This window comes from Pseudomonas sp. MF6767 (assembly GCF_016405475.1).
Taxonomy (GTDB): Bacteria; Pseudomonadota; Gammaproteobacteria; order Pseudomonadales; family Pseudomonadaceae; genus Aquipseudomonas; species Aquipseudomonas paracarnis.
In genome coordinates this window covers 128,578-148,061 of the sequence record NZ_JAEKCY010000009.1, presented here as the reverse complement: position 1 = coordinate 148,061, position 19,484 = coordinate 128,578, and the positions used below count along the sequence as shown (strand labels likewise).

The window sequence follows — 19,484 nt, the reverse complement described above, 5'->3', positions numbered from 1 at the left end:
GTTGTTCGAGAAGAGGGAGGCAATTTGCCAGCGACTATAGCCGGGCCTGCATAGAGCTTTAAAGATTAAAACGAACTTTGCTTATTCCAGTTTGCGAAACAGATTGCTGCCACAGCGCGCGCAAAACGCGGCGTTGGGTTCATGGCTGTCCTTCTTGCACACTGGGCAGTCGGTATGCAGCTGTTCGCCGCGCATGGCACTGGCCAGTTCAGCGGTAAAAATACCCGTCGGCACGGCGATGATCGAGTAACCGGTGATCATCACCAGCGAAGAAATCACCTGGCCCAGGGGCGTCTTGGGCACGATATCGCCGAAGCCCACGGTGGTCAGGGTGACGATCGCCCAGTAGATGCCCTTGGGAATACTGGTAAAGCCATGTTCCGGGCCTTCGATCACGTACATCAAGGTGCCGAACACCGTCACCAGGGTGCACACGCTGACCAGGAACACCACGATCTTCTGCTTGCTGCCGCGCAGCGCCGCCATCAGGTAGTTGGCCTGCTTGAGATACGGGCTGAGCTTGAGCACGCGGAAGATGCGCAGCATCCGGATGATGCGGATGATCAGCAGATACTGGGCGTCGCTGTAGTACAGCGCGAGGATGCCGGGGACGATGGCGAGCAGGTCCACCAAGCCATAAAAGCTGAAGGCATAGCGCAGCGGCTTGGGCGAGCAATACAGGCGCAGGCCGTACTCGATGGCGAAGATCAGCGTGAAGCCCCACTCGATATAGGCCAGCACGTCGGCGTAGTTCTGATGGATTGTGTCGATGCTGTCGAGCATCACGATCACCAGGCTGGCGAGGATGATCAGCAGCAGGATGCCGTCAAAGCGCCGCCCGGCGACGGTGTCGCTTTGGAACACCATGATGTAGAGGCGCTGGCGCCAGTCGTTGTTGCTGTCCATAAACCCTGCCTGAAACGAATATCGAGCAAGCCTAGGGCGATTCGAACGGGCTGTCCATGTGAGGCTTGTGCAGCATTCGCTGACCGGCGCGCACCAGCCAGCACGCGAGGATAAATGGCGCGGTCAGCGCGGGCAGGTGCAGGCCGCCAAAGCCTGGGGTGAGGAGGATGGCCAGGCCGATACCCAGCAGTGGCAACCAAGGCTGGCGACGCGACGAGCACAGGGCCAGCGCGGCCAGCGCGGGGTTATAGCTATGCAGGCCGAGCAGGGCGCCAGTGGGGTCGTTCAACCACAGGCCGGCCAGCATGCCGAGAGTGGCGCCGCCCAAGGCCCACGCGACGGCGCGACGGTCGGCCAGCAGCAAGCCCAGGGCGATCAGCACACCCGCCAGGGGCTGGTCCAGCAGCATGATTTGCCCAAGGCCGGTGAAGGGTGCGGCCAGTACAGCGACAGTGTCGGGCTCGCTCAGCGCAAGGGTGTTCTCCGGGGCCTGGCCGAGCAGCAACCAGCCCAGGCCAACAAAGGGCGCGGTGTACGCTGGCAAATCCAGGGGTTGGGTCGCGTGTTTCAACCAGTGCCGAGTGAGGATGGCACTCAAGCCGCCGCACGCCAGGATCAGCGGCGGCACCAGCGCCGACCAGGCAAAGTGCTGGCTGATCAACAGGCCCAGCAATACGCCGTTGTAGCTATACAGCCCGGCCTGGCGCTCGGCCTTGGGATACCCCCGGCGCTGGGCCGTGAGCAACCCTGCGACGCCCCCCAGCAAGGCACCGCCAAGCAAGGCAGGGGCACCGATCAGGATCGCCAGCAGGCACAGCAGGCCGCACAGCGGGTGGCGCTGCAGGAAGATTTGGCTGAAGCCGTTGAGCAGGGCTTCGGCCCAGTCGGGGCAGGTTGGGTTGTGCATTTGGGTTGAGTCAATAAGACCGAGTTGCCCTCATCGCAGGCAAGCCAGCTCCCACATTTGATTGATGTTCGACATGCAAACTCGATCAAATGTGGGAGCCGGGCTTGCCCGCGATGAGGCCCTGACAGGCGCTAAATCAGCGTCTCTATACGCAGCGAATTGGTGGACCCCGGCTGCCCGAACGGCACCCCTGCGGTAATCACCAAGGTATCGCCACGCTGCGCCATGCCCTGGGCCTGGGCAATTTCCAGTGCGGTGGAACACACCTCATCCACCTGGCGCAGCCGATCATTGACCACCGAGTGCACGCCCCACGCCACGCTCAGGCGCCGCGCCGTGGACAGGTTGGGCGTGAGGTTGAGGATCGGCGCCACGGGCCGCTCCCGCGCCGCGCGCAAGCTGGAACTGCCGGACTCGCTGTAGTTCACCAGCACCGCCACCGGCAGGATGCTGCTGATGCGGCGGATCGCGCAGCTGATGGCGTCCGACATCGTGGGATCTGCCTTGGGCCGGCTGACATCCAGCTGTGCCTGGTAGTCCGGGCCGTTTTCCACCTGGCGGATGATCTTGCTCATCATCTGCACCGCTTCCAGCGGGTACTCGCCCGAGGCGGTTTCGGCCGACAGCATCACCGCATCTGCACCTTCGGCCACCGCGTTGGCGACATCGGTGACTTCGGCGCGGGTGGGTGCCGGCGAGAAGCGCATGGATTCGAGCATCTGCGTGGCCACCACCACCGGCTTACCCAGTTGGCGGCAGGTGCTGATGATGTCTTTCTGGATCTGCGGCACGCTCTCGGCCGGCACTTCCACGCCCAGATCACCCCGGGCCACCATGATCGCGTCACTCAGTTCGGCGATTTCACGCAACCGTTGCACCGCCGAAGGCTTTTCGATCTTGGCCATCAAAAATGCTTTATCGCCGATCAGCTCGCGGGCTTCGCGGATGTCTTCCGGGCGCTGCACAAACGACAGCGCCACCCAGTCCACACCCAGCTCCAGGCCGAAGCTCAGGTCGCGGCGGTCCTTGGCGGTGAGTGGGCTCAGTTCCAACAGCGCTTGTGGGACGTTCACACCTTTGCGGTCAGACAGTTCGCCGCCATTGAGCACGGTGGTGTCGATGGCGTCGGCATGCTTGGTGATCACGCGCAGGCGCAGCTTGCCGTCGTCGAGCAGCAGGTCCATGCCCGGCTCCAGGGCCGCGATGATTTCCGGGTGGGGCAGGTTGACCCGGCGTTGGTCGCCCAGGGTTTCATCCAGGTCCAGGCGCAGGGCCTGGCCGCGTACGAGCTGCACCTTGCCCTCGGCAAAGCGTCCCACCCGCAGCTTCGGCCCTTGCAGGTCCATGAGGATACCGAGCGGGTAGTTGAGCTGGCGCTCGACCTGGCGAATCCACTGGTAGCGCTGGGCATGGTCGGCGTGGTCGCCGTGGCTGAAGTTGAGACGGAAGATATTTACCCCGGCCTCCACCAGCTCGCGGATGTCGTCGATACCGTCGGTGGCCGGGCCCAGAGTGGCGAGGATTTTGACCTTCTTGTCAGGCGTCATGGTTGGCAGTCTCGAGGATCAGGATGGCGCGGAAGTCGTTGACGTTGGTGCGCGTCGGCTCGGTGACGATCAAGTCGCCCAGGGCGGCGAAATAGCCGTAGCCGTTGTTGTTGTCCAGCTCATCACTGGCCGACAAGCCCAGGGCTTCGGCACGGCGGTAGCTGCAGGGGGTCATGATCGCGCCGGCGTTGTCTTCTGAACCGTCGATGCCATCGGTATCGCCGGCCAGGGCGTACACGCCGGGCAGGCCCTTGAGGCTGTCGGTGAGGCTCAAGAGGAATTCCGCATTGCGCCCGCCACGACCGTCGCCGCGTACGGTGACGGTGGTTTCGCCCCCCGACAGAATCACGCACGGCGCCGCCAGTGGCTGGCCGTGCTGCACGATCTGCCGGGTGATGCCGGCGTGTACCTTGGCCACATCGCAGGCTTCGCCTTCCAGGTCACCGAGGATCAGCGGGCTGAAACCGGCCTGGCGCACTTTGACCGCCACCGCTTCCAGGGATTGCTGCGGGCGGGCGATCAATTGGAAGTGGCTGCGGGCAAGCACCGGATCGCCAGGCTTGACGGTTTCCGAGGCCGGGTTCTGCAACCAACTGCGCACCGAAGCGGGGGTGTCGATGTGGTAACGCTTGAGGATCGCCAGGGCCTGTTGCGAGGTGCTAGGGTCACCGACGGTCGGGCCCGAGGCAATCACCGTGGCCTGGTCGCCCGGTACATCGGAGATCGCGTAGGTGTACACCGTGGCCGGCCACGCAGCCTTGGCCAAGCGCCCGCCCTTGATGGCCGAGAGGTGCTTGCGCACGCAATTCATCTCGCCAATGGTGGCGCCGGATTTAAGCAGGGCTTTGTTGATGGCTTGTTTGTCCGCCAGGGTGATGCCCTCGGCGGGCAGGGCGAGTAATGCCGAGCCACCGCCGGAGAGCAGGAAGATCACACGGTCGTCTTCACTCAGATGGCTGATCAGTTCCAGCACGCGCTGGGCCACGGCCAGGCCGGCCGCATCCGGCACCGGATGGGCGGCTTCGACCACTTCGATTTTTTTGCATGGCGCGCCATGGCCGTAGCGGGTGACCACCAAGCCCGAGACTTCGCCCTGCCAACAATCTTCGACGACCAATGCCATGGCGGCCGCGGCTTTACCGGCGCCGATCACGATCACACGGCCACTGCGGTCGGCAGGCAGGTAGGGTTCAAGGACTTGCCGGGGGTGGGCGGCGTCGATGGCTGTGGCAAACAGCTCGCGAAGCAGGTGTTGCGGATCGACCGACATAAGCGGGCTCCCGGGGGATTCTTGTTATTAGAGGTGCAGCGATCGTTCCCACGCTCTGCGATCGTTCCCACGCTCTGCGTGGGAATGCAGTCCGGGACGCTCTGCGCCCAAAGCGTGACGCGGAGCGTCACAAGAGGCATTCCCACGCGGAGCGTGGGAACGATCAGCGGTGTGGGTTATTTATCGCGAATCGAGAAATTCGCCATGTGCTCCAGGCCCTTGATCAGTGCCGAGTGGTCCCAGTTGCCGCCGCCAATTGCCGTGCAGGTGCTGAACACTTGCTGGGTGCCGGCGGTGTTCGGCAGGTTGATCCCCAGTTCCTTGGCGCCGGCGAGGGCCAGGTTCAGGTCCTTCTGGTGCAGGTTGATACGGAAGCCCGGATCGAAGGTGCCCTTGATCATGCGCTCGCCGTGCACTTCCAGGATCTTGGACGATGCAAAGCCACCCATCAGCGCTTCACGCACTTTGGCCGGGTCGGCGCCGTTTTTGGAGGCGAACAACAACGCTTCGGCCACCGCCTGGATGTTCAGGGCAACGATGATCTGGTTGGCCACCTTGGCGGTCTGGCCATCGCCATTGCCGCCTACCAGGGTGATGTTTTTTCCCATGCTCTGGAACAGCGGCAGCGCGCGTTCGAACGTCTGCGGTTCGCCACCGACCATAATGCTCAAGGTGCCGGCCTTGGCACCGACTTCACCACCGGACACCGGGGCGTCCAGGTACTGCGCGCCGGCCTGGTTGACCTTGGCGGCGAATGCTTTGGTGGCAGTAGGGGAGATCGAGCTCATGTCGATCACCACCTTGTTCGGTGACAGGCCCGCAGCCACGCCGTCGGCGCGAAACAGCACGTCATCGACTTGTGGGGTGTCGGGCACCATGACGATGATGAACTCGGCTTCCTGGGCCACTTGTTGCGGGTTGGCCAGCGCCACGGCGCCGGCGCTGATCAGTTCAGCCGGAGCCTTGCCGTGATGTTCGGAGAGAAACAGTTGATGGCCTGCTTTCTGCAGGTTGGCGGCCATGGGTTGGCCCATGATGCCGGTGCCGATAAATCCGATTTTAGCCATGATCAAAATCCTCTTTTCATGTGGGAGCTGGCTTGCCTGCGATGGCATCACCCGCGTATGCCTGATACACCGAGGTATCCGCATCGCAGGCAAGTCAGCTCCCACATTGTTTTGTGTTGTGTCAGTTGTCAGATGGCGTTGTGGGTTTTGAGCCAACCCAAACCCGCCTCGGTAGTGGTCAACGGCTTGTACTCACAGCCGACCCAACCCGCGTAACCAATGCGGTCCAGATGCTCGAACAGGAAGCGGTAGTTGATCTCGCCGGTACCTGGTTCGTTGCGCCCAGGGTTGTCCGCCAGCTGAATGTGATTGATCTCGCCCAGGTGCGCCGCCATGGTCCGCGCCAGGTCGCCTTCCATGATTTGCATGTGGTAGATGTCGTATTGCAGGAACAGATTGGCGCTGCCCACTTGCTCGCGAATCGACAGGGCCTGCGCCGTGTTGTTGAGGTAGAAGCCGGGAATGTCGCGGGTGTTGATCATCTCCATCACCAGTTTGATACCCGCCGCTTGCAGCTTCTCGGCGGCGTACTTGAGGTTGGCGACAAAGGTCTTTTCCACGGTCTCGTCATCGACGCCTTGTGGCCGGATTCCCGCCAGGCAATTGACCTGGGTGTTGCCCAAGACCTGGGCATAGGCGATTGCCAGTTTGACCCCGGCACGGAACTCCTCGACCCGGTCCGGGTGGCAAGCCAGGCCGCGCTCGCCCTTGGCCCAGTCACCGGCAGGCAGGTTGAACAACACCTGGGTCAGTCCGTTGACGTCCAACTGCGCCTTGATGTCGGCAGAGCTGAACTCATACGGGAAGAGGTACTCCACGCCCTGGAAGCCGGCATCGGCAGCCGCTTTGAAGCGGGCAAGGAAATCCTGTTCGGTAAACAGCATGGACAGGTTGGCAGCAAAGCGCGGCATAGGGTTCTCCTTAATCGAGCAGGGAAATGGCAGTCGGCGCGTCGTTGCCGACCAGGGCCAGGTCTTCGAATTCATTGACGGCGTTGATCTCGGTGCCCATGGAAATATTGGTCACCCGCTCCAGAATAATCTCAACGATCACCGGCACCTTGAATTCTTCGATCATCTCTTGGGCGCGGCGCAAGGCTGGTTGGATCTGGCCTGGCTCGAACACACGCAGGGCCTTGCAGCCCAAGCCCTCGGCAACCGCCACATGGTCGACGCCATAGCCGTTGAGTTCGGGGGCGTTGAGGTTGTCGAAGGACAGCTGCACGCAGTAGTCCATCTCGAACCCACGCTGGGCCTGGCGGATCAGGCCCAGGTATGAGTTGTTCACTACCACATGGATGTACGGCAGCTTGAACTGTGCGCCCACCGCCAGTTCTTCGATCATGAACTGGAAGTCATAGTCGCCCGACAAGGCCACCACTTTGCGGCTCGGGTCGGCCTTGACCACGCCCAGCGCCGCGGGAATGGTCCAGCCCAGTGGGCCAGCCTGGCCGCAGTTGATCCAGTGGCGTGGCTTGTACACATGCAAGAATTGCGCGCCGGCAATCTGCGACAGGCCGATGGTGCTGACGTAGCAGGTGTCTTTTCCGAACACCTGGTTCATCTCTTCGTACACGCGTTGCGGCTTGACCGGCACGTTGTCGAAGTGAGTCTTGCGGTGCAGGGTGGCCTTGCGCTGTTGGCAGTCATGCAACCAGGCACTGCGGTCCTTGAGCTTGCCGGCGGCTTTCCACTCGCGGGCCACTTCAATGAACATCGTCAGCGCGGAGCCGGCGTCAGAAACGATGCCCAGGTCCGGCGTGAACACGCGGCCAATCTGGGTCGGTTCGATGTCGACGTGAATGAATTTACGGCCCTCGGTGTACACCTCGACCGACCCGGTGTGACGGTTGGCCCAGCGGTTGCCGATGCCCAGCACCACGTCCGACTTGAGCATCGTCGCGTTGCCGTAGCGGTGCGAGGTTTGCAGGCCGACCATGCCCACCATCAGCGGGTGGTCGTCCGGGATAGTGCCCCAGCCCATGAGGGTCGGGATCACCGGGATGCCGGTCAGCTCAGCGAACTCCACCAGCAACTCGCTGGCGTCGGCGTTGATCACGCCGCCACCGCTCACCAGCAATGGACGTTCGGCTGCGTCGAGCAGAGCCAGGGCTTTTTCCACTTGCACACGGGTCGCCAGCGGCTTGGCCAGAGGCAGCGGCTGGTAGGCGTCGATGTCGAATTCGATCTCGGCCATCTGTACGTCGAACGGCAGGTCGATCAACACCGGGCCGGGGCGGCCGGAGCGCATTTCATAGAAGGCCTTCTGGAACGCGTAAGGCACTTGGCCGGGTTCCAGCACCGTGGTTGCCCACTTGGTCACCGGCTTGACGATGCTGGTGATGTCCACGGCCTGGAAGTCTTCCTTGTGCATCCGGGCGCGGGGAGCTTGGCCGGTAATGCACAGGATCGGGATCGAGTCGGCCGAGGCGCTGTACAGGCCGGTGACCATATCGGTACCCGCCGGGCCCGACGTGCCGATGCACACGCCGATGTTGCCGGCCTTGGTACGGGTGTAGCCCTCGGCCATGTGCGAGGCGCCTTCAACGTGGCGAGCAAGGACGTGATCGATGCCACCCACCTTCTGCAAGGCCGAATACAGCGGGTTGATCGCGGCGCCTGGGATACCGAAGGCGGTATCCACACCTTCACGGCGCATCACCAGGACGGCGGCTTCGATTGCTCTCATTTTGCTCATGGTTTTGGTGCCTCTTGCGTTTTGTAATTGTATACAAGTGGTGTCTGTCCAAAGTGTATTCACGGCGAGCGGCGTTGGTCAATGCCTTTCGTAAACTGACCTTTGCGTTCGTCGGAGGCGCTTTTTTCGACGTATTGAGCCTTTGTTGGAAAATATTGTATACAAAAATAAAAATCATTGTGTTCTATTTGTGTGATCGAGCATCTGATCAAACAGACCTCACCGCATTACCCATAACAAGATAAGGACGGCACCTATGAGCGCTTTAACCTTGAAACTCGCCACCCAACTGGCCACCCAGGCCCTTACTGCAGGCCGCACCATTTCGGCTGCGCCACTGACCATCGCCGTGCTCGACAGCGGCGGCCACCTGGTCACCCTGCAACGCGAAGACGGCGCCAGCCTGCTACGGCCGCAAATCGCCATCGGCAAGGCCTGGGGCGCCATTGCCCTGGGCAAGGGTTCACGTTTGCTGGCGCTGGACGCCCAACAGCGCCCGGCGTTTATCGCGGCGTTGAACAGCCTGGGGCAGGGCAGCGTCGTGCCGGCGCCGGGTGGGGTGTTGATTCGGGATCAGAGCGGCATGGTGCTGGGCGCGATCGGGATCAGCGGGGACACGTCCGATATTGACGAGCAGTGTGCGATCACGGCGATAGAAGGAGTGGGGTTGATGGCGGATGCGGGGGTGTCGGCTTGAATCGTTCTGACTGTGAGTAGGCTATCGCGGGCAAGCCCGCTCCCACATTGGCGGTGTTCACAAATTCAACTGTGTGAGTGCAATCAGTGTGGGAGCTGGCTTGCCTGCGATGCAGTCGACTCGGTCTCCAGTCAAACCCAAATGGCATCCCACAGCGGATAGTCACCAAACTTCTTTACCAGCCCGGCCCTGAGTGGATTGGCTACGATGTAACGTGCAATCCCCTCAAGGCTGTCCTCTCGACGCACGGCATGGTCATGAAAGCCCGGTTGCCAGAGGCGACCTTGGCGGCCAGCCACCGCATTCACCACTCGGGTGCTCTTGGATTTAACTTGTCGCATCAAGTCGGCAAGTGAACCTTTCTCCAGAGAAACAAGCCAATGGAAATGGTCAGGCATTACCACCCAGGCCAATGATGTTGCGAGCCCTTTATATTGGGCGATCCTGAATTGTTGTACGACCAGGCGGCCGAGTCTGAAGTCGCTGAAGATGGGCTCGCGTTCAAGGGTGTTGGTGGTGAGCAGGTAAATGCGGTTGGACTCGTTATAGCGGCCGATGCGCAGGCGTTTTGAAGCAGGTAAATCAGGCATTCCGTGGCCTCTCTTCAGATGGTGTTCTGAGAGGCTAGACTGATGGGCGAAGGCTGATCGGCGAGCTTTTAGCAGGATGTGTCTGGATGGGCGCTATCGCGGGCAAGCCCGCTCCCACAGGGGATTGTGACCATTTTACATTTTGTGTCCGGCGCAAATCCGTGTGGGAGCTGGCTTGCCTGCGATAGCCTCGCCGCGGTCTATCAATCCGGCTCACACCCCTTGAGCACCAACCGAATAATCGTCTGCGCCGCTGCCTCATAATCGGCTTCATCCAGCTTGGCCTTGCCAGTCACCGCCGAGATCTGCCAGTCGAAATCGGCATAGGTCTGGGTGGCTGCCCAGATGCTGAACATCAGGTGGTTGGGGTCAATCGCGGCGATCAGGCCACGGTCAACCCAGCTCTGAATGCAGTCGATATTGTGCTTGGCCTGGGCATTGAGCTGCTCAACCTGGTCGGCGCTCAGGTGTGGGGCGCCGTGCATGATTTCGCTGGCGAACACCTTGGAGGCGAACGGCAGGTCGCGGGAGATGCGGATTTTGGAGCGGATGTAGTTGCTCAATACTTCCTTGGGCTCGCCTTCGGGGTTGAACGGCGTGGAGGCGGCCAGGATCGGCTCGATAATGCTTTCGAGCACCTCGCGGTAAAGGTTGTCCTTGGACTTGAAGTAGTAATAGACGTTGGGCTTGGGCAGCCCGGCCTTGGCGGCGATGTCGCTGGTTTTGGTCGCGGCGAAGCCCTTGTCGGCAAACTCCTCGCTCGCCGCCCGCAGGATTTTTTCTTTGTTGCGCTCGCGAATGCTGCTCATAAACCAGACGTTTCCTTGCCATGACAGGCGGTTGCGCATGGTAGCACCGGCCATCCGCAAGCCTCAACAATCTGCCCGCAAGGCCCCGCGCCGCGCTATGCTCGCGCCATCTCTCTCTAACGGAAGTCCGGTTCATGGCAGGAAGCAGCTTGTTGGTGTTAATCGACGATATCGCGGCGGTACTCGATGACGTCGCGCTGATGACAAAAATGGCCGCCAAGAAGACATCGGGCGTGCTGGGCGATGACCTCGCGCTGAATGCCCAGCAGGTCTCCGGCGTGCGCGCCGAGCGAGAAATCCCGGTGGTGTTGGCGGTGGCCAAGGGCTCGTTTATCAACAAGCTGATCCTGGTGCCGACGGCCCTGTTGATCAGCGCCTTTGCACCCTGGGCGGTGATACCGCTGTTGATGCTTGGCGGTGCCTATCTGTGTTTCGAGGGCTTCGAAAAGCTCGCGCACAAATTCCTGCACAGCCAGGCTGAAGATCAAGCCGAACACGCACAGTTGGCTGAAGCGGTGGCCGATCCGGCAACCGATCTGGTGGCGTTCGAGAAAGACAAGATCAAGGGTGCGATCCGTACCGACTTCATTCTGTCCGCCGAAATCATTGCCATCACCCTCGGCATCGTCGCCGACGCGCAGCTCACGCAGCAGGTGATCGTGCTGTCGGGTATCGCCATTGTCATGACCATCGGCGTATATGGATTGGTGGCCGGTATCGTCAAGCTCGACGACCTGGGGCTGTGGCTGACGCAGAAGCCGGGCCAGGTGGCGCGCAGTATTGGTGGCGCGATCCTGAGCGCGGCCCCCTACATGATGAAGAGCCTGTCAGTGATTGGCACGGCGGCGATGTTCATGGTTGGTGGCGGTATCCTCACCCATGGCGTGCCCGTGGTGCATCACTGGATCGAAACCGTGAGCCAGAGCACCGGCGCGTTGGCGTGGCTGATGCCAACGCTGCTCAATGCGGTGGCGGGGATCATTGCCGGCGCTGTCGTCCTGGCAGTGGTCAGCGTGGCAGGTAAAGGTTGGAAAGCACTGCGAGGGTGAAACCGCAGGCATAAAAAAGGCCATTCAATCGAATGGCCTTTTTTTATCGCTGCTGTTTACTCGGCAATCTGCAACTTGCGCGATTCGGTGTAGATATACCGCACCTTCTCATACTCGAACGGCGAGTTCATCTGGCCGTAGCGGAAGCTGGTCTGGTAGCGCTTGTCCACGGCGCGCAGGGCCCAGACTTCCGGATGGTTGGAGCTGACTTCAGACACGTTGAGGAAGTTGATCTGCGATTCGGCGCTGTAGTCCACCAGCAGGCCGCCGGTGTCACGCAGGTTCGACGGGCCGAAGATCGGCAGCATCACATAGGCGCCACCCGGTACACCGTAGAAGCCCAGGGTCTGGCCGAAGTCTTCGCTCTGGCGCGGCAGGCCCATGGCGGTGGCCGGGTCCCACAGGCCCGCGATGCCAATGGTGGTGTTGACCAGCAGGCGCCCGGTGGTTTCCAGCGAGCGGTGGCCCTTGAGCTGCAACAAGCTGTTCATCAGGTTGGGCACATCGCCCAGGTTGTTGAAGAAGTTGCTCACGCCGGTGCGCAGAAAGCTCGGCGTAACATAGCGGTAACCGTTCACCACCGGCAGGAACACCCACTGGTCGAAGCGATAGTTGAAGTGGTACACGCGGCGGTTCCACGACTCCAGTGGGTCGTAGACGTTGAGCGCGGTGAGCGTGGAACGCTCGAATTCGCGCTGGTCCAAGCCTGGGTTGAACTTGAGCTTGGTCAGCGGCTCCTTGAAGCCGTCGGCATCGACCTTGACGGGTTCTTGGGCCTTGCTGTTGTCGGCATTGGCCACGCCTGCGCACATCAGTGCGGCGAGCAGCAGAAGATATTTAGCCACGGAAGAACTCCAGCATGGCGTCGGCGTTGACGCGGTAATTGAGGTTGCCGCAGTGGCCGCCCAGCGGGTAGACGGTCAAGCGATCGCCGAAGGTTTTACGCAGGAAACCCAGGTCGCCAGGGCCGAGGATCACATCGTCGGCGTTATGCATCACGGCGATTTTCGGGCTGTCGCGCAGGTAGTCCTTGAGGGCGTACAAGCTGACCTGATCGATCAGTTGCAGCAGGCTGCCGCCATCGGAACGAGCGCGCCACATCGGGATCACTTGTTCGGTGAGGTAGCAGTCGAAGTCACACTGCAGGGCACGCTTGAGGAACGGCGTGAGGCTGGTGCCTTCGGTGATCGGGTACTTGGGCGGAATGATCAGGCCACGTCGGTTGATCAAGTCCGAAGTGAACGCAATGTCAGCGGCCGAGAAGCGGAACGAGGTGCCGATCAGCATGGCCATCTGTTCGTTGGTCAGGTGCTGCTTGGACTGCTGGAAGTCATAAAGCAGGGCATCGTTGAGGTCGATGTAGCCTTTTTGCTGGAAGTAACGCGTCAGTTTGCTCAGCACCAACTCATAGAAGGTGGTGCTGTTGTTGATGCCCTTGACCTCGGTCTGTACCAGCTTGTCGAGGTTGGTGATCGAGGTGTAGAGGTTGACCGGCGGGTTGAGCAGCAGCACTTTCTTGAAGTTGAAGCTGCGGCGGGTCTCATCCAGCTTGCTGACAAACGCCGCATCCAGGGCGCCCAGGCTGTAGCCGGTGAGGTAGAAATCGGTCACGGGCAACGAGGCGTTCTGCGCGCGTACGGCTTGCATCACGCGGTACATGTCTTCGGCGTCTTCCTGGGTGATGCCCGGGGTGGCGAAGCGCGAAGCGGCGCTGATGAAGTCGAAGCTGGTCGGCGAAGACAGCTGCACCACATGGTAGCCGGCCTGGTAATACAGCTTTTTCAGGTATTCGTTGATGCTGCTGTCAAAGCGTGCACCGGTGCCGGCGATCAGGAAGATCAAAGGCGCAGCACGGTCCTGCTTGGCAATGCGGTAGGTGAGTTTCTTCACCGCCCAGAAATTGTCCGGCAGGCTGAACTCGCGCTCGGGGCGCATCGTCAGGGTGTAGTCGGACTGGGTGATCTCGTCATCGGTCGGCAGGGTTGGCCGCAGATCGGGAGGTGTGGTGGCGATGGTCGCTTCGAACGGGTTGGTCAAAGGGTAGCCATAGCTGGCTTGGTCGATATCGACGGCCAGTGCTGACGCACTCAAAAATAGGCTGCCCAGCAAGGCAGCACAGCGCAAGGAACGGAGCATGACTTAATCCCTAAGAGGAACGGGCTGAATGAAGTTCGCAGGCTATGACCACCGCCTTGTCACCGAAGTGCCAGCACTCGGCACGAAAAGTCGGAAAAAACGTCGGAATCGGGGTAATAGTAGCGAGACGATACACTTTGCCATGCTTTGTTGAACAGATATCTGTGCGAACACCTTGCTAACGGCCGCCGTGGGATTAAGCTGGGCGCCGTTTTTGCCTATCGGAGTGCCCCATGTCCCGTCGTTTGCCGTTGATCCTGCTGCTTATTGCCCTGCCGTTATGGCTGGCCGCCAGTTATGCCGCACGCTATGGCTTCATGGAGGATGGGCAATGGGTTGGCATCTGCGCTGATGAGGCCAGCCGCTGGGAATGCCAGGTGCGTTCGAACCTGGGTTTGATGATTCATTTCAAGCTGCTGGGGTGGGCGGCGTTGATCACTTCGGTGCTGGGCTTTTTTGTACCGGGGCGTGCGGGGTGGGCGTTGGCGGTGGTGGGGTTGGTGTTCGGGTTGCCGGCGCTGGCGCTGTACAACACGACGTTTGCGGTGTTCGCGGTGGTGATTGCGGGGTTGCGGTTGGTCAGGAAACCGCGCGGCGCCTGATGTGGCCTCATCGCAGGCAAGCCAGCTCCCACATTTGACCGTGCTCACAGATAGAAATGTGTGAACACAATCAACTGTGGGAGCTGGCTTGCCTGCGATAGCGGTGTTACGCCTTGCGCACTCGCAAGCAACGCCACAAAGCCGCAACCATTAGCACGCTGACCACTGCCCAACCCCAGGCCTGCTGATTCAACAGCCCTTCACGGTACAACTGCGGCGCAACGCCGGCACCGATGATAAAGGCCAGCAACGCAATCTCCCGACGTGGCCCGGTCACCGGGCGTATCAGGTACACCAGGGCCGGCAACACCAGCGCTGCGCTTGGAAAGCTGCGATAGCGCGGGTCAAACACCAGCGCCAGCATCATCACCGCACCGGCAAACCCGGCAATTGCCATCAACCAGCCGGCGCGCTGCTCCAGCCAGTTGAACCCGCGCTCACGCCAGCCTTGCCGGGCGCTGAGGGCCAGGGCGGCATGAGCCAGCACCAGCAGGTTCAAGACCACCAGCAAGCCTGCCCATAGGCATTCATCGTTGAAACGCGCGGTAACGCGGGTCAGTTCGGCCCAACTGCCGATGGAGCACGCTGCGACGGCCCCTAGCAACGGCAGTATTAACGCAGAGCGAGTGCTGCGAACGCGGCCGCCGAGCACCAGGGTGCCCAGCAGGATGAGCCCGCCGACGCCCAGCCACAGCCGCCAGTACAGCACATTGGTCACCGGGCCGGCGAGGATACCTTTGTCCTGACGGTCTGCATCGAACAGCCCCCAGTAACCACCCACAGCCCCTTCACTCGCACGTTTCCATGGCTGGTCAAAGGCTTCGATCAGGTTGTAGCGCCAGCCATTGGCTTCGGCCATGGCCACGAAGCCGCGCATGAACCTGGCCTCATTGACCCGGCTGGGCACGGCGGTTTCGCGCTGCCGGCCTTCGCTGGGCCAGCCGGTTTCGCCGATCACGATGTCCTTGGGCGCGAATTTATGGCCGAAGGTCTGGCGCACATCGCCCACGTGCTTGAGCGCCTGATCGATGCCGGACGGCTCATCTTCCCAATACGGCAACAGGTGAATGGTCAGGAAGTCCACCGCAGGCTCGATTTCCGGGTGTTGCAACCAGAACTCCCAGACATCGGCATAGGTGACGGGCTGCTTGATCTGGCTTTTAACTTGATGGATCAGCGCCACCAGTTGCTTGGCGGTGACTTCCTTGCGCAGCAGGGCTTCGTTGCCGACGATCACCGAGGTCACCACGTCCGGGCTGGCGTTGGCCGCCGCGATCAACTCGTTGATCTCTTTTTCGGTCGCCACGGGGTCGCTGCTGACCCAGGCCCCGGCCATGACTTTCAACCCATGCTTGCGCGCCATGTCCGGCAGGGCCTCCAGGCCGGTCATGGAGTAGGTGCGAATGCATTCAAAGCGCGTAGCCAGTAGCGCCAGGTCGGCGTCCATGCGCTCGGGGCGCAGCGCGAACGGTTGATCGAATGGGGATTGGTCTTTGTCGAACGGTGTGTAGGACGCACATTGCAGCTTATGGCTGGCGCTGGCGACGTCTGGCAACACCACCGGCCGGCCGAGGCCGTACCAGTAGCCGACAAGGGCAAGCACGCCGAGGATCAAGGCGAAGAAATAGGGCAGGGCAGGGAAGCGGGCAGTCGCGGGCATGGTCGGCTTATCTGGGGGAGCAAAGGCGCGCATCTTACCCGGATTTGCCGCAGCCCTGTGGGGCTGCATAATTTTGACATGCAAACTTCGGGCGGGATTCTGGCGATAACGCCTACAAAGCATCCTGCTGGCGATGTGATGTCGTTTCCTGCTCAACCAAGGTCGCTGACAGAGCAGGGCAAATGCCTACGCAGGTTGAAGATAAAACTGTCAGTACTCCACTGATGCCTCAGCAACCGGATCGATGCGCGTGAAGGGGGCGCGGTGCACCCTATAACAACAGTTTGACGTCGCTCGGCATCCGTCGGGCGCAGCACTTTCGGGGAAGTACTATGAAGATGCGACGACTCTTGGGCGCAGCTGCCACTCTGGTAGTTGCGATGGGCTCCACACTGGCCAGTGCCGACAGCAAGACCCTGAGCATCGGCTACGTGGACGGCTGGTCCGACAGCGTGGCCACTACTCACGTGGCGGCAGAGGTGATCAAGCAAAAGCTCGGCTACGACGTAAAACTGCAAGCGGTTGCCACCGGGATCATGTGGCAGGGCGTCGCCACCGGCAAACTCGATGCCATGCTTTCCGCCTGGCTACCTGTAACCCACGGTGAATACTGGACCAAGAACAAGGACAAGGTGGTCGACTACGGCCCCAACTTCAAAGACGCCAAGATCGGCCTGATCGTGCCTGAATACGTCAAGGCCAAGTCCATTGAAGACCTCAAGACCGATACCACCTTCAAAAACAAGATCGTCGGCATCGACGCCGGTTCGGGCGTAATGCTCAAGACCGACGAAGCCATCAAGCAATATGGCCTGGACTACAAACTGCAAGCCAGCTCGGGTGCGGCGATGATTGCCGAACTGACCCGCGCCGAAGACAAGCAGGAGTCGATTGCGGTCACCGGTTGGGTGCCGCACTGGATGTTCGCCAAGTGGAAACTGCGTTTCCTGGACGACCCAAAAGGGATTTATGGTGCTGCTGAAACCGTCAACAGCATCGGCAGCAAGGGCCTGGAGAAGAAAGCGCCGGAAGTCGCAGCCTTCCTGAAGAAATTCCAGTGGGCCTCCAAGGATGAAATCGGTGAAGTCATGCTGGCGATTCAAGAAGGCGCCAAGCCGGACGCCGCGGCCAAGGACTGGGTAGCCAAGCACCCCGAGCGCGTCGCCGAATGGACTGCTAAATAACCCCGCCCCAATTGTAGGAGCGAGCTTGCTCGCGAAGAACGCACAGGCACCGCGATCATCCAGAATGAACGCGTTATCGTTGACGTTTTTCGCGAGCAAGCTCGCTCCTACACTTTTTACAAATCCTCGCTAAGCTCGATCTACTACTAAGGTCGTCTGGAACCCATTGCGCAGCCGCATACAGTGGATACGTTCCAAAATAATAAAAAGCTGTGCTGCGAGGATAAAAACAATGAACGACAGCATTTACCTCTCGATTCAAAACAGCCCGCGTTTCAAGGAGCTGGTCAGGAAAAGGGAAAGGTTCGCCTGGATTCTCTCGGCGATCATGCTAGGGCTTTACTCCGCTTTCATCCTGTTGATTGCCTACGGGCCACAAGTGCTGGGGGCCAAGATCAGCCCTGGTTCCTCGATTACCTGGGGCATTCCCCTGGGCGTCGGGCTGATTGTGTCGGCCTTCATTCTCACCGGCATCTACGTGCGTCGGGCCAACGGCGAATTTGACGACCTGAACAATGCGATTCTCAAGGAGGCTGCGCAATGATCCGGCGTCTATTGGCTCTATTCGGTGCTTCGCTGTTGGCTCCGGCCGTTTGGGCGGCGGACGCATTGACCGGTGAAGTGCACAAGCAACCGCTGAACGTCTCGGCCATTGTGATGTTCGTCGCGTTTGTCGGCGCCACCCTGTGCATCACTTATTGGGCGTCCAAGCGCAACAAGTCGGCGGCGGACTACTATGCGGCGGGCGGCAAGATCACCGGTTTCCAGAACGGTCTGGCGATTGCCGGTGACTACATGTCGGCGGCGTCCTTCCTGGGGATTTCCGCGCTGGTGTTCACCTCCGGTTACGACGGCTTGATCTACTCGATCGGCTTCCTTGTGGGCTGGCCGATCATTCTGTTCCTGATCGCCGAGCGCTTGCGTAACCTGGGCAAATACACCTTTGCCGACGTGGCGTCCTATCGCCTGGGGCAAACCCAGATCCGCAGCCTGTCGGCGTGTGGCTCGCTGGTGGTGGTGGCGTTCTACCTGATCGCGCAGATGGTTGGCGCGGGCAAGCTGATCCAGCTGCTGTTTGGCCTTGATTACCATGTGGCGGTGATCCTGGTGGGTATCCTGATGTGCCTGTACGTGCTGTTCGGCGGCATGTTGGCGACCACCTGGGTGCAGATCATCAAGGCGGTACTGTTGCTGTCCGGTGCCTCGTTCATGGCGCTGATGGTGATGAAGCACGTCAACTTCGACTTCAACATGCTGTTCTCCGAGGCGATCAAGGTTCACCCCAAAGGTGAAGCGATCATGAGCCCCGGCGGCCTGGTGAAGGACCCGATCTCGGCATTCTCCCTGGGCCTGGCACTGATGTTTGGTACTGCTGGCCTGCCGCACATCCTGATGCGCTTCTTCACGGTAAGCGACGCCAAGGAAGCGCGTAAGAGCGTGCTGTACGCAACCGGCTTCATCGGCTACTTCTATATCCTGACCTTCATCATCGGTTTCGGCGCGATCCTTTTGGTCAGCACCAACCCGGCGTTCAAGGATGCAGCAGGCGCCTTGCTCGGTGGTAACAACATGGCGGCGGTGCACCTGGCCAACGCGGTGGGTGGCAGTATCTTCCTGGGCTTCATCTCGGCCGTGGCGTTTGCCACCATCCTGGCGGTGGTTGCCGGCTTGACCCTGGCGGGTGCTTCGGCGGTGTCCCATGACCTGTATGCCAGCGTGATCAAGAAAGGCAAAGCCAACGAGAAAGATGAGATTCGCGTGTCGAAGATCACCACCGTAGCCTTGGGTGTATTGGCCATCGGCCTGGGTATCCTGTTCGAAAGCCAGAACATTGCGTTCATGGTCGGCCTGGCGTTCTCCATCGCTGCCAGCTGTAACTTCCCGGTGCTGCTGCTTTCCATGTACTGGAAAAACCTCACCACCCGCGGCGCCATGATTGGCGGCTGGCTGGGCTTGATCAGCGCCGTGGGCTTGATGATCCTCGGCCCGACCATCTGGGTGTCGATCCTGCACCATGAAAAGGCGATCTTCCCGTACGAGTACCCGGCGCTGTTCTCGATGATCATTGCGTTCGTCGGCATCTGGTTCTTCTCCATCACCGACAAGTCGGCGGCGGCAGAGAAAGAGCGTGCGCTGTACTTCCCACAGTTCGTGCGTTCGCAGACTGGCCTGGGGGCGAGTGGGGCGGTTAATCACTAAGTCGTCAGCTGCATAAGAGATACCCCGGTCGCAAGGCCGGGGTATTTTTTTGCTTGGCTTTTTTGTGTCGCCTGGGCTGGCCTCATCGCGGGCGAGCCCGGCTCCCACGCTGGGCCGTGTCCTTTTGTTGGAATGCGGTCCAATGTGGGAGCTGGCTTGCCTGC

At 60.8% G+C, this 19,484-nt stretch carries 18 protein-coding genes; 6 read left to right on the top strand and 12 right to left on the bottom strand.

Annotated elements, in window-relative coordinates; translation table 11 throughout:
- Positions 1-81 precede the first annotated feature (81 nt).
- The 7 genes from JFT58_RS16355 to gcl all read right to left on the bottom strand — a co-directional run bounded on the left by JFT58_RS16355 (position 82) and on the right by gcl (position 8,394).
- Positions 82-906 (bottom strand): ion transporter, encoded by an 825-nt coding sequence (locus tag JFT58_RS16355; RefSeq protein ID WP_014717713.1) that lies wholly within the window; start codon positions 904-906, stop codon positions 82-84.
- Positions 907-937: 31 nt separating this feature from the next.
- A complete protein-coding gene (locus JFT58_RS16350) occupies positions 938-1,813 on the bottom strand; it encodes an urea transporter (protein ID WP_054898372.1) in 876 nt (291 codons plus the stop codon).
- Positions 1,814-1,944: 131 nt separating this feature from the next.
- Positions 1,945-3,360, bottom strand: coding sequence for a pyruvate kinase (gene pyk / locus JFT58_RS16345; protein ID WP_054898373.1), 1,416 nt, complete (start codon positions 3,358-3,360; stop codon positions 1,945-1,947).
- Positions 3,350-4,630 (bottom strand): glycerate kinase type-2 family protein, encoded by a 1,281-nt coding sequence (locus JFT58_RS16340; protein WP_054898374.1) that lies wholly within the window; start codon positions 4,628-4,630, stop codon positions 3,350-3,352. Before JFT58_RS16340 ends, pyk begins: the two co-directional genes overlap by 11 nt.
- Before the next feature lie 176 nt (positions 4,631-4,806).
- Positions 4,807-5,697 carry a 2-hydroxy-3-oxopropionate reductase gene (locus tag JFT58_RS16335; protein ID WP_034135176.1) on the bottom strand — a complete coding sequence of 297 codons (891 nt, stop codon included), beginning with the start codon at positions 5,695-5,697 and terminating at the stop codon, positions 4,807-4,809.
- 128 nt (positions 5,698-5,825) lie between these two features.
- Entirely contained in the window at positions 5,826-6,608 is a 783-nt protein-coding gene (gene hyi, locus JFT58_RS16330) for a hydroxypyruvate isomerase (protein ID WP_054898375.1), read from the bottom strand.
- Positions 6,609-6,618: 10 nt separating this feature from the next.
- On the bottom strand, positions 6,619-8,394 hold the full coding sequence (gene gcl / locus JFT58_RS16325) for a glyoxylate carboligase (protein ID WP_003189987.1): 1,776 nt from the start codon (positions 8,392-8,394) through the stop codon (positions 6,619-6,621).
- A 256-nt stretch (positions 8,395-8,650) separates the two neighbouring features.
- Between gcl and JFT58_RS16320 the strand changes: the two genes are divergently transcribed.
- Positions 8,651-9,091: a GlcG/HbpS family heme-binding protein gene (locus JFT58_RS16320; protein WP_020302584.1), complete on the top strand. Its 441-nt coding sequence runs from the start codon at positions 8,651-8,653 to the stop codon at positions 9,089-9,091.
- Positions 9,092-9,222: 131 nt separating this feature from the next.
- Here the strand turns inward: JFT58_RS16320 and JFT58_RS16315 are convergent, their stop codons facing one another.
- Complete coding sequence (locus JFT58_RS16315; RefSeq protein ID WP_054898376.1) at positions 9,223-9,681, bottom strand: REP-associated tyrosine transposase; 459 nt, start codon at positions 9,679-9,681, stop codon at positions 9,223-9,225.
- A gap of 203 nt (positions 9,682-9,884) precedes the next feature.
- Positions 9,885-10,490 (bottom strand): TetR/AcrR family transcriptional regulator, encoded by a 606-nt coding sequence (locus tag JFT58_RS16310; protein ID WP_032897537.1) that lies wholly within the window; start codon positions 10,488-10,490, stop codon positions 9,885-9,887.
- Positions 10,491-10,624: 134 nt separating this feature from the next.
- On the opposite strand from JFT58_RS16310, the gene JFT58_RS16305 reads away from it, so the two are divergent.
- The gene (locus JFT58_RS16305) at positions 10,625-11,539 is read left to right on the top strand and encodes a DUF808 domain-containing protein (protein ID WP_054898377.1); all 915 of its coding nucleotides are present in this window, start codon (positions 10,625-10,627) and stop codon (positions 11,537-11,539) included.
- A gap of 56 nt (positions 11,540-11,595) precedes the next feature.
- Here the strand turns inward: JFT58_RS16305 and JFT58_RS16300 are convergent, their stop codons facing one another.
- Together JFT58_RS16300 and JFT58_RS16295 are read right to left on the bottom strand one after the other, a co-directional pair.
- Positions 11,596-12,384 (bottom strand): MlaA family lipoprotein, encoded by a 789-nt coding sequence (locus JFT58_RS16300; protein ID WP_054898378.1) that lies wholly within the window; start codon positions 12,382-12,384, stop codon positions 11,596-11,598.
- Positions 12,377-13,675 carry a serine/threonine protein kinase gene (locus JFT58_RS16295; protein WP_032892643.1) on the bottom strand — a complete coding sequence of 433 codons (1,299 nt, stop codon included), beginning with the start codon at positions 13,673-13,675 and terminating at the stop codon, positions 12,377-12,379. Before JFT58_RS16295 ends, JFT58_RS16300 begins: the two co-directional genes overlap by 8 nt.
- A gap of 233 nt (positions 13,676-13,908) precedes the next feature.
- On the opposite strand from JFT58_RS16295, the gene JFT58_RS16290 reads away from it, so the two are divergent.
- Positions 13,909-14,277 (top strand): hypothetical protein, encoded by a 369-nt coding sequence (locus JFT58_RS16290; protein WP_014717724.1) that lies wholly within the window; start codon positions 13,909-13,911, stop codon positions 14,275-14,277.
- A gap of 106 nt (positions 14,278-14,383) precedes the next feature.
- On the opposite strand, the gene JFT58_RS16285 is transcribed toward JFT58_RS16290, so the two are convergent.
- A complete protein-coding gene (locus JFT58_RS16285; RefSeq protein WP_103299227.1) occupies positions 14,384-15,937 on the bottom strand; it encodes a glycoside hydrolase family 17 protein in 1,554 nt (517 codons plus the stop codon).
- 332 nt (positions 15,938-16,269) lie between these two features.
- Between JFT58_RS16285 and JFT58_RS16280 the strand changes: the two genes are divergently transcribed.
- The 3 genes from JFT58_RS16280 to JFT58_RS16270 all read left to right on the top strand — a co-directional run bounded on the left by JFT58_RS16280 (position 16,270) and on the right by JFT58_RS16270 (position 19,320).
- Positions 16,270-17,121: a glycine betaine ABC transporter substrate-binding protein gene (locus JFT58_RS16280; RefSeq protein ID WP_003233255.1), complete on the top strand. Its 852-nt coding sequence runs from the start codon at positions 16,270-16,272 to the stop codon at positions 17,119-17,121.
- Positions 17,122-17,353: 232 nt separating this feature from the next.
- Positions 17,354-17,665: a DUF485 domain-containing protein gene (locus JFT58_RS16275; RefSeq protein WP_003190001.1), complete on the top strand. Its 312-nt coding sequence runs from the start codon at positions 17,354-17,356 to the stop codon at positions 17,663-17,665.
- Positions 17,662-19,320: a cation acetate symporter gene (locus tag JFT58_RS16270; protein WP_032892639.1), complete on the top strand. Its 1,659-nt coding sequence runs from the start codon at positions 17,662-17,664 to the stop codon at positions 19,318-19,320. The genes JFT58_RS16275 and JFT58_RS16270 overlap by 4 nt, the downstream gene beginning before the upstream one ends.
- Positions 19,321-19,484 lie beyond the last annotated feature (164 nt).

Bases quoted from the DNA above. Each gene is read 5' to 3' on its own strand.
- JFT58_RS16280 (WP_003233255.1), top strand. From the start codon at position 16,270: ATGAAGATGCGACGACTCTTGGGCGCAGCTGCCACTCTGGTAGTTGCG.
- gcl (WP_003189987.1), bottom strand. From the start codon at position 8,394: ATGAGCAAAATGAGAGCAATCGAAGCCGCCGTCCTGGTGATGCGCCGT.
- pyk (WP_054898373.1), bottom strand. From the start codon at position 3,360: ATGACGCCTGACAAGAAGGTCAAAATCCTCGCCACTCTGGGCCCGGCC.
- JFT58_RS16310 (WP_032897537.1), bottom strand. From the start codon at position 10,490: ATGAGCAGCATTCGCGAGCGCAACAAAGAAAAAATCCTGCGGGCGGCG.
- JFT58_RS16295 (WP_032892643.1), bottom strand. From the start codon at position 13,675: ATGCTCCGTTCCTTGCGCTGTGCTGCCTTGCTGGGCAGCCTATTTTTG.
- JFT58_RS16270 (WP_032892639.1), top strand. From the start codon at position 17,662: ATGATCCGGCGTCTATTGGCTCTATTCGGTGCTTCGCTGTTGGCTCCG.
- JFT58_RS16335 (WP_034135176.1), bottom strand. From the start codon at position 5,697: ATGGCTAAAATCGGATTTATCGGCACCGGCATCATGGGCCAACCCATG.
- hyi (WP_054898375.1), bottom strand. From the start codon at position 6,608: ATGCCGCGCTTTGCTGCCAACCTGTCCATGCTGTTTACCGAACAGGAT.
- JFT58_RS16320 (WP_020302584.1), top strand. From the start codon at position 8,651: ATGAGCGCTTTAACCTTGAAACTCGCCACCCAACTGGCCACCCAGGCC.
- JFT58_RS16355 (WP_014717713.1), bottom strand. From the start codon at position 906: ATGGACAGCAACAACGACTGGCGCCAGCGCCTCTACATCATGGTGTTC.
- JFT58_RS16290 (WP_014717724.1), top strand. From the start codon at position 13,909: ATGTCCCGTCGTTTGCCGTTGATCCTGCTGCTTATTGCCCTGCCGTTA.
- JFT58_RS16305 (WP_054898377.1), top strand. From the start codon at position 10,625: ATGGCAGGAAGCAGCTTGTTGGTGTTAATCGACGATATCGCGGCGGTA.
- JFT58_RS16275 (WP_003190001.1), top strand. From the start codon at position 17,354: ATGAACGACAGCATTTACCTCTCGATTCAAAACAGCCCGCGTTTCAAG.
- JFT58_RS16350 (WP_054898372.1), bottom strand. From the start codon at position 1,813: ATGCACAACCCAACCTGCCCCGACTGGGCCGAAGCCCTGCTCAACGGC.
- JFT58_RS16315 (WP_054898376.1), bottom strand. From the start codon at position 9,681: ATGCCTGATTTACCTGCTTCAAAACGCCTGCGCATCGGCCGCTATAAC.
- JFT58_RS16340 (WP_054898374.1), bottom strand. From the start codon at position 4,630: ATGTCGGTCGATCCGCAACACCTGCTTCGCGAGCTGTTTGCCACAGCC.
- JFT58_RS16285 (WP_103299227.1), bottom strand. From the start codon at position 15,937: ATGCCCGCGACTGCCCGCTTCCCTGCCCTGCCCTATTTCTTCGCCTTG.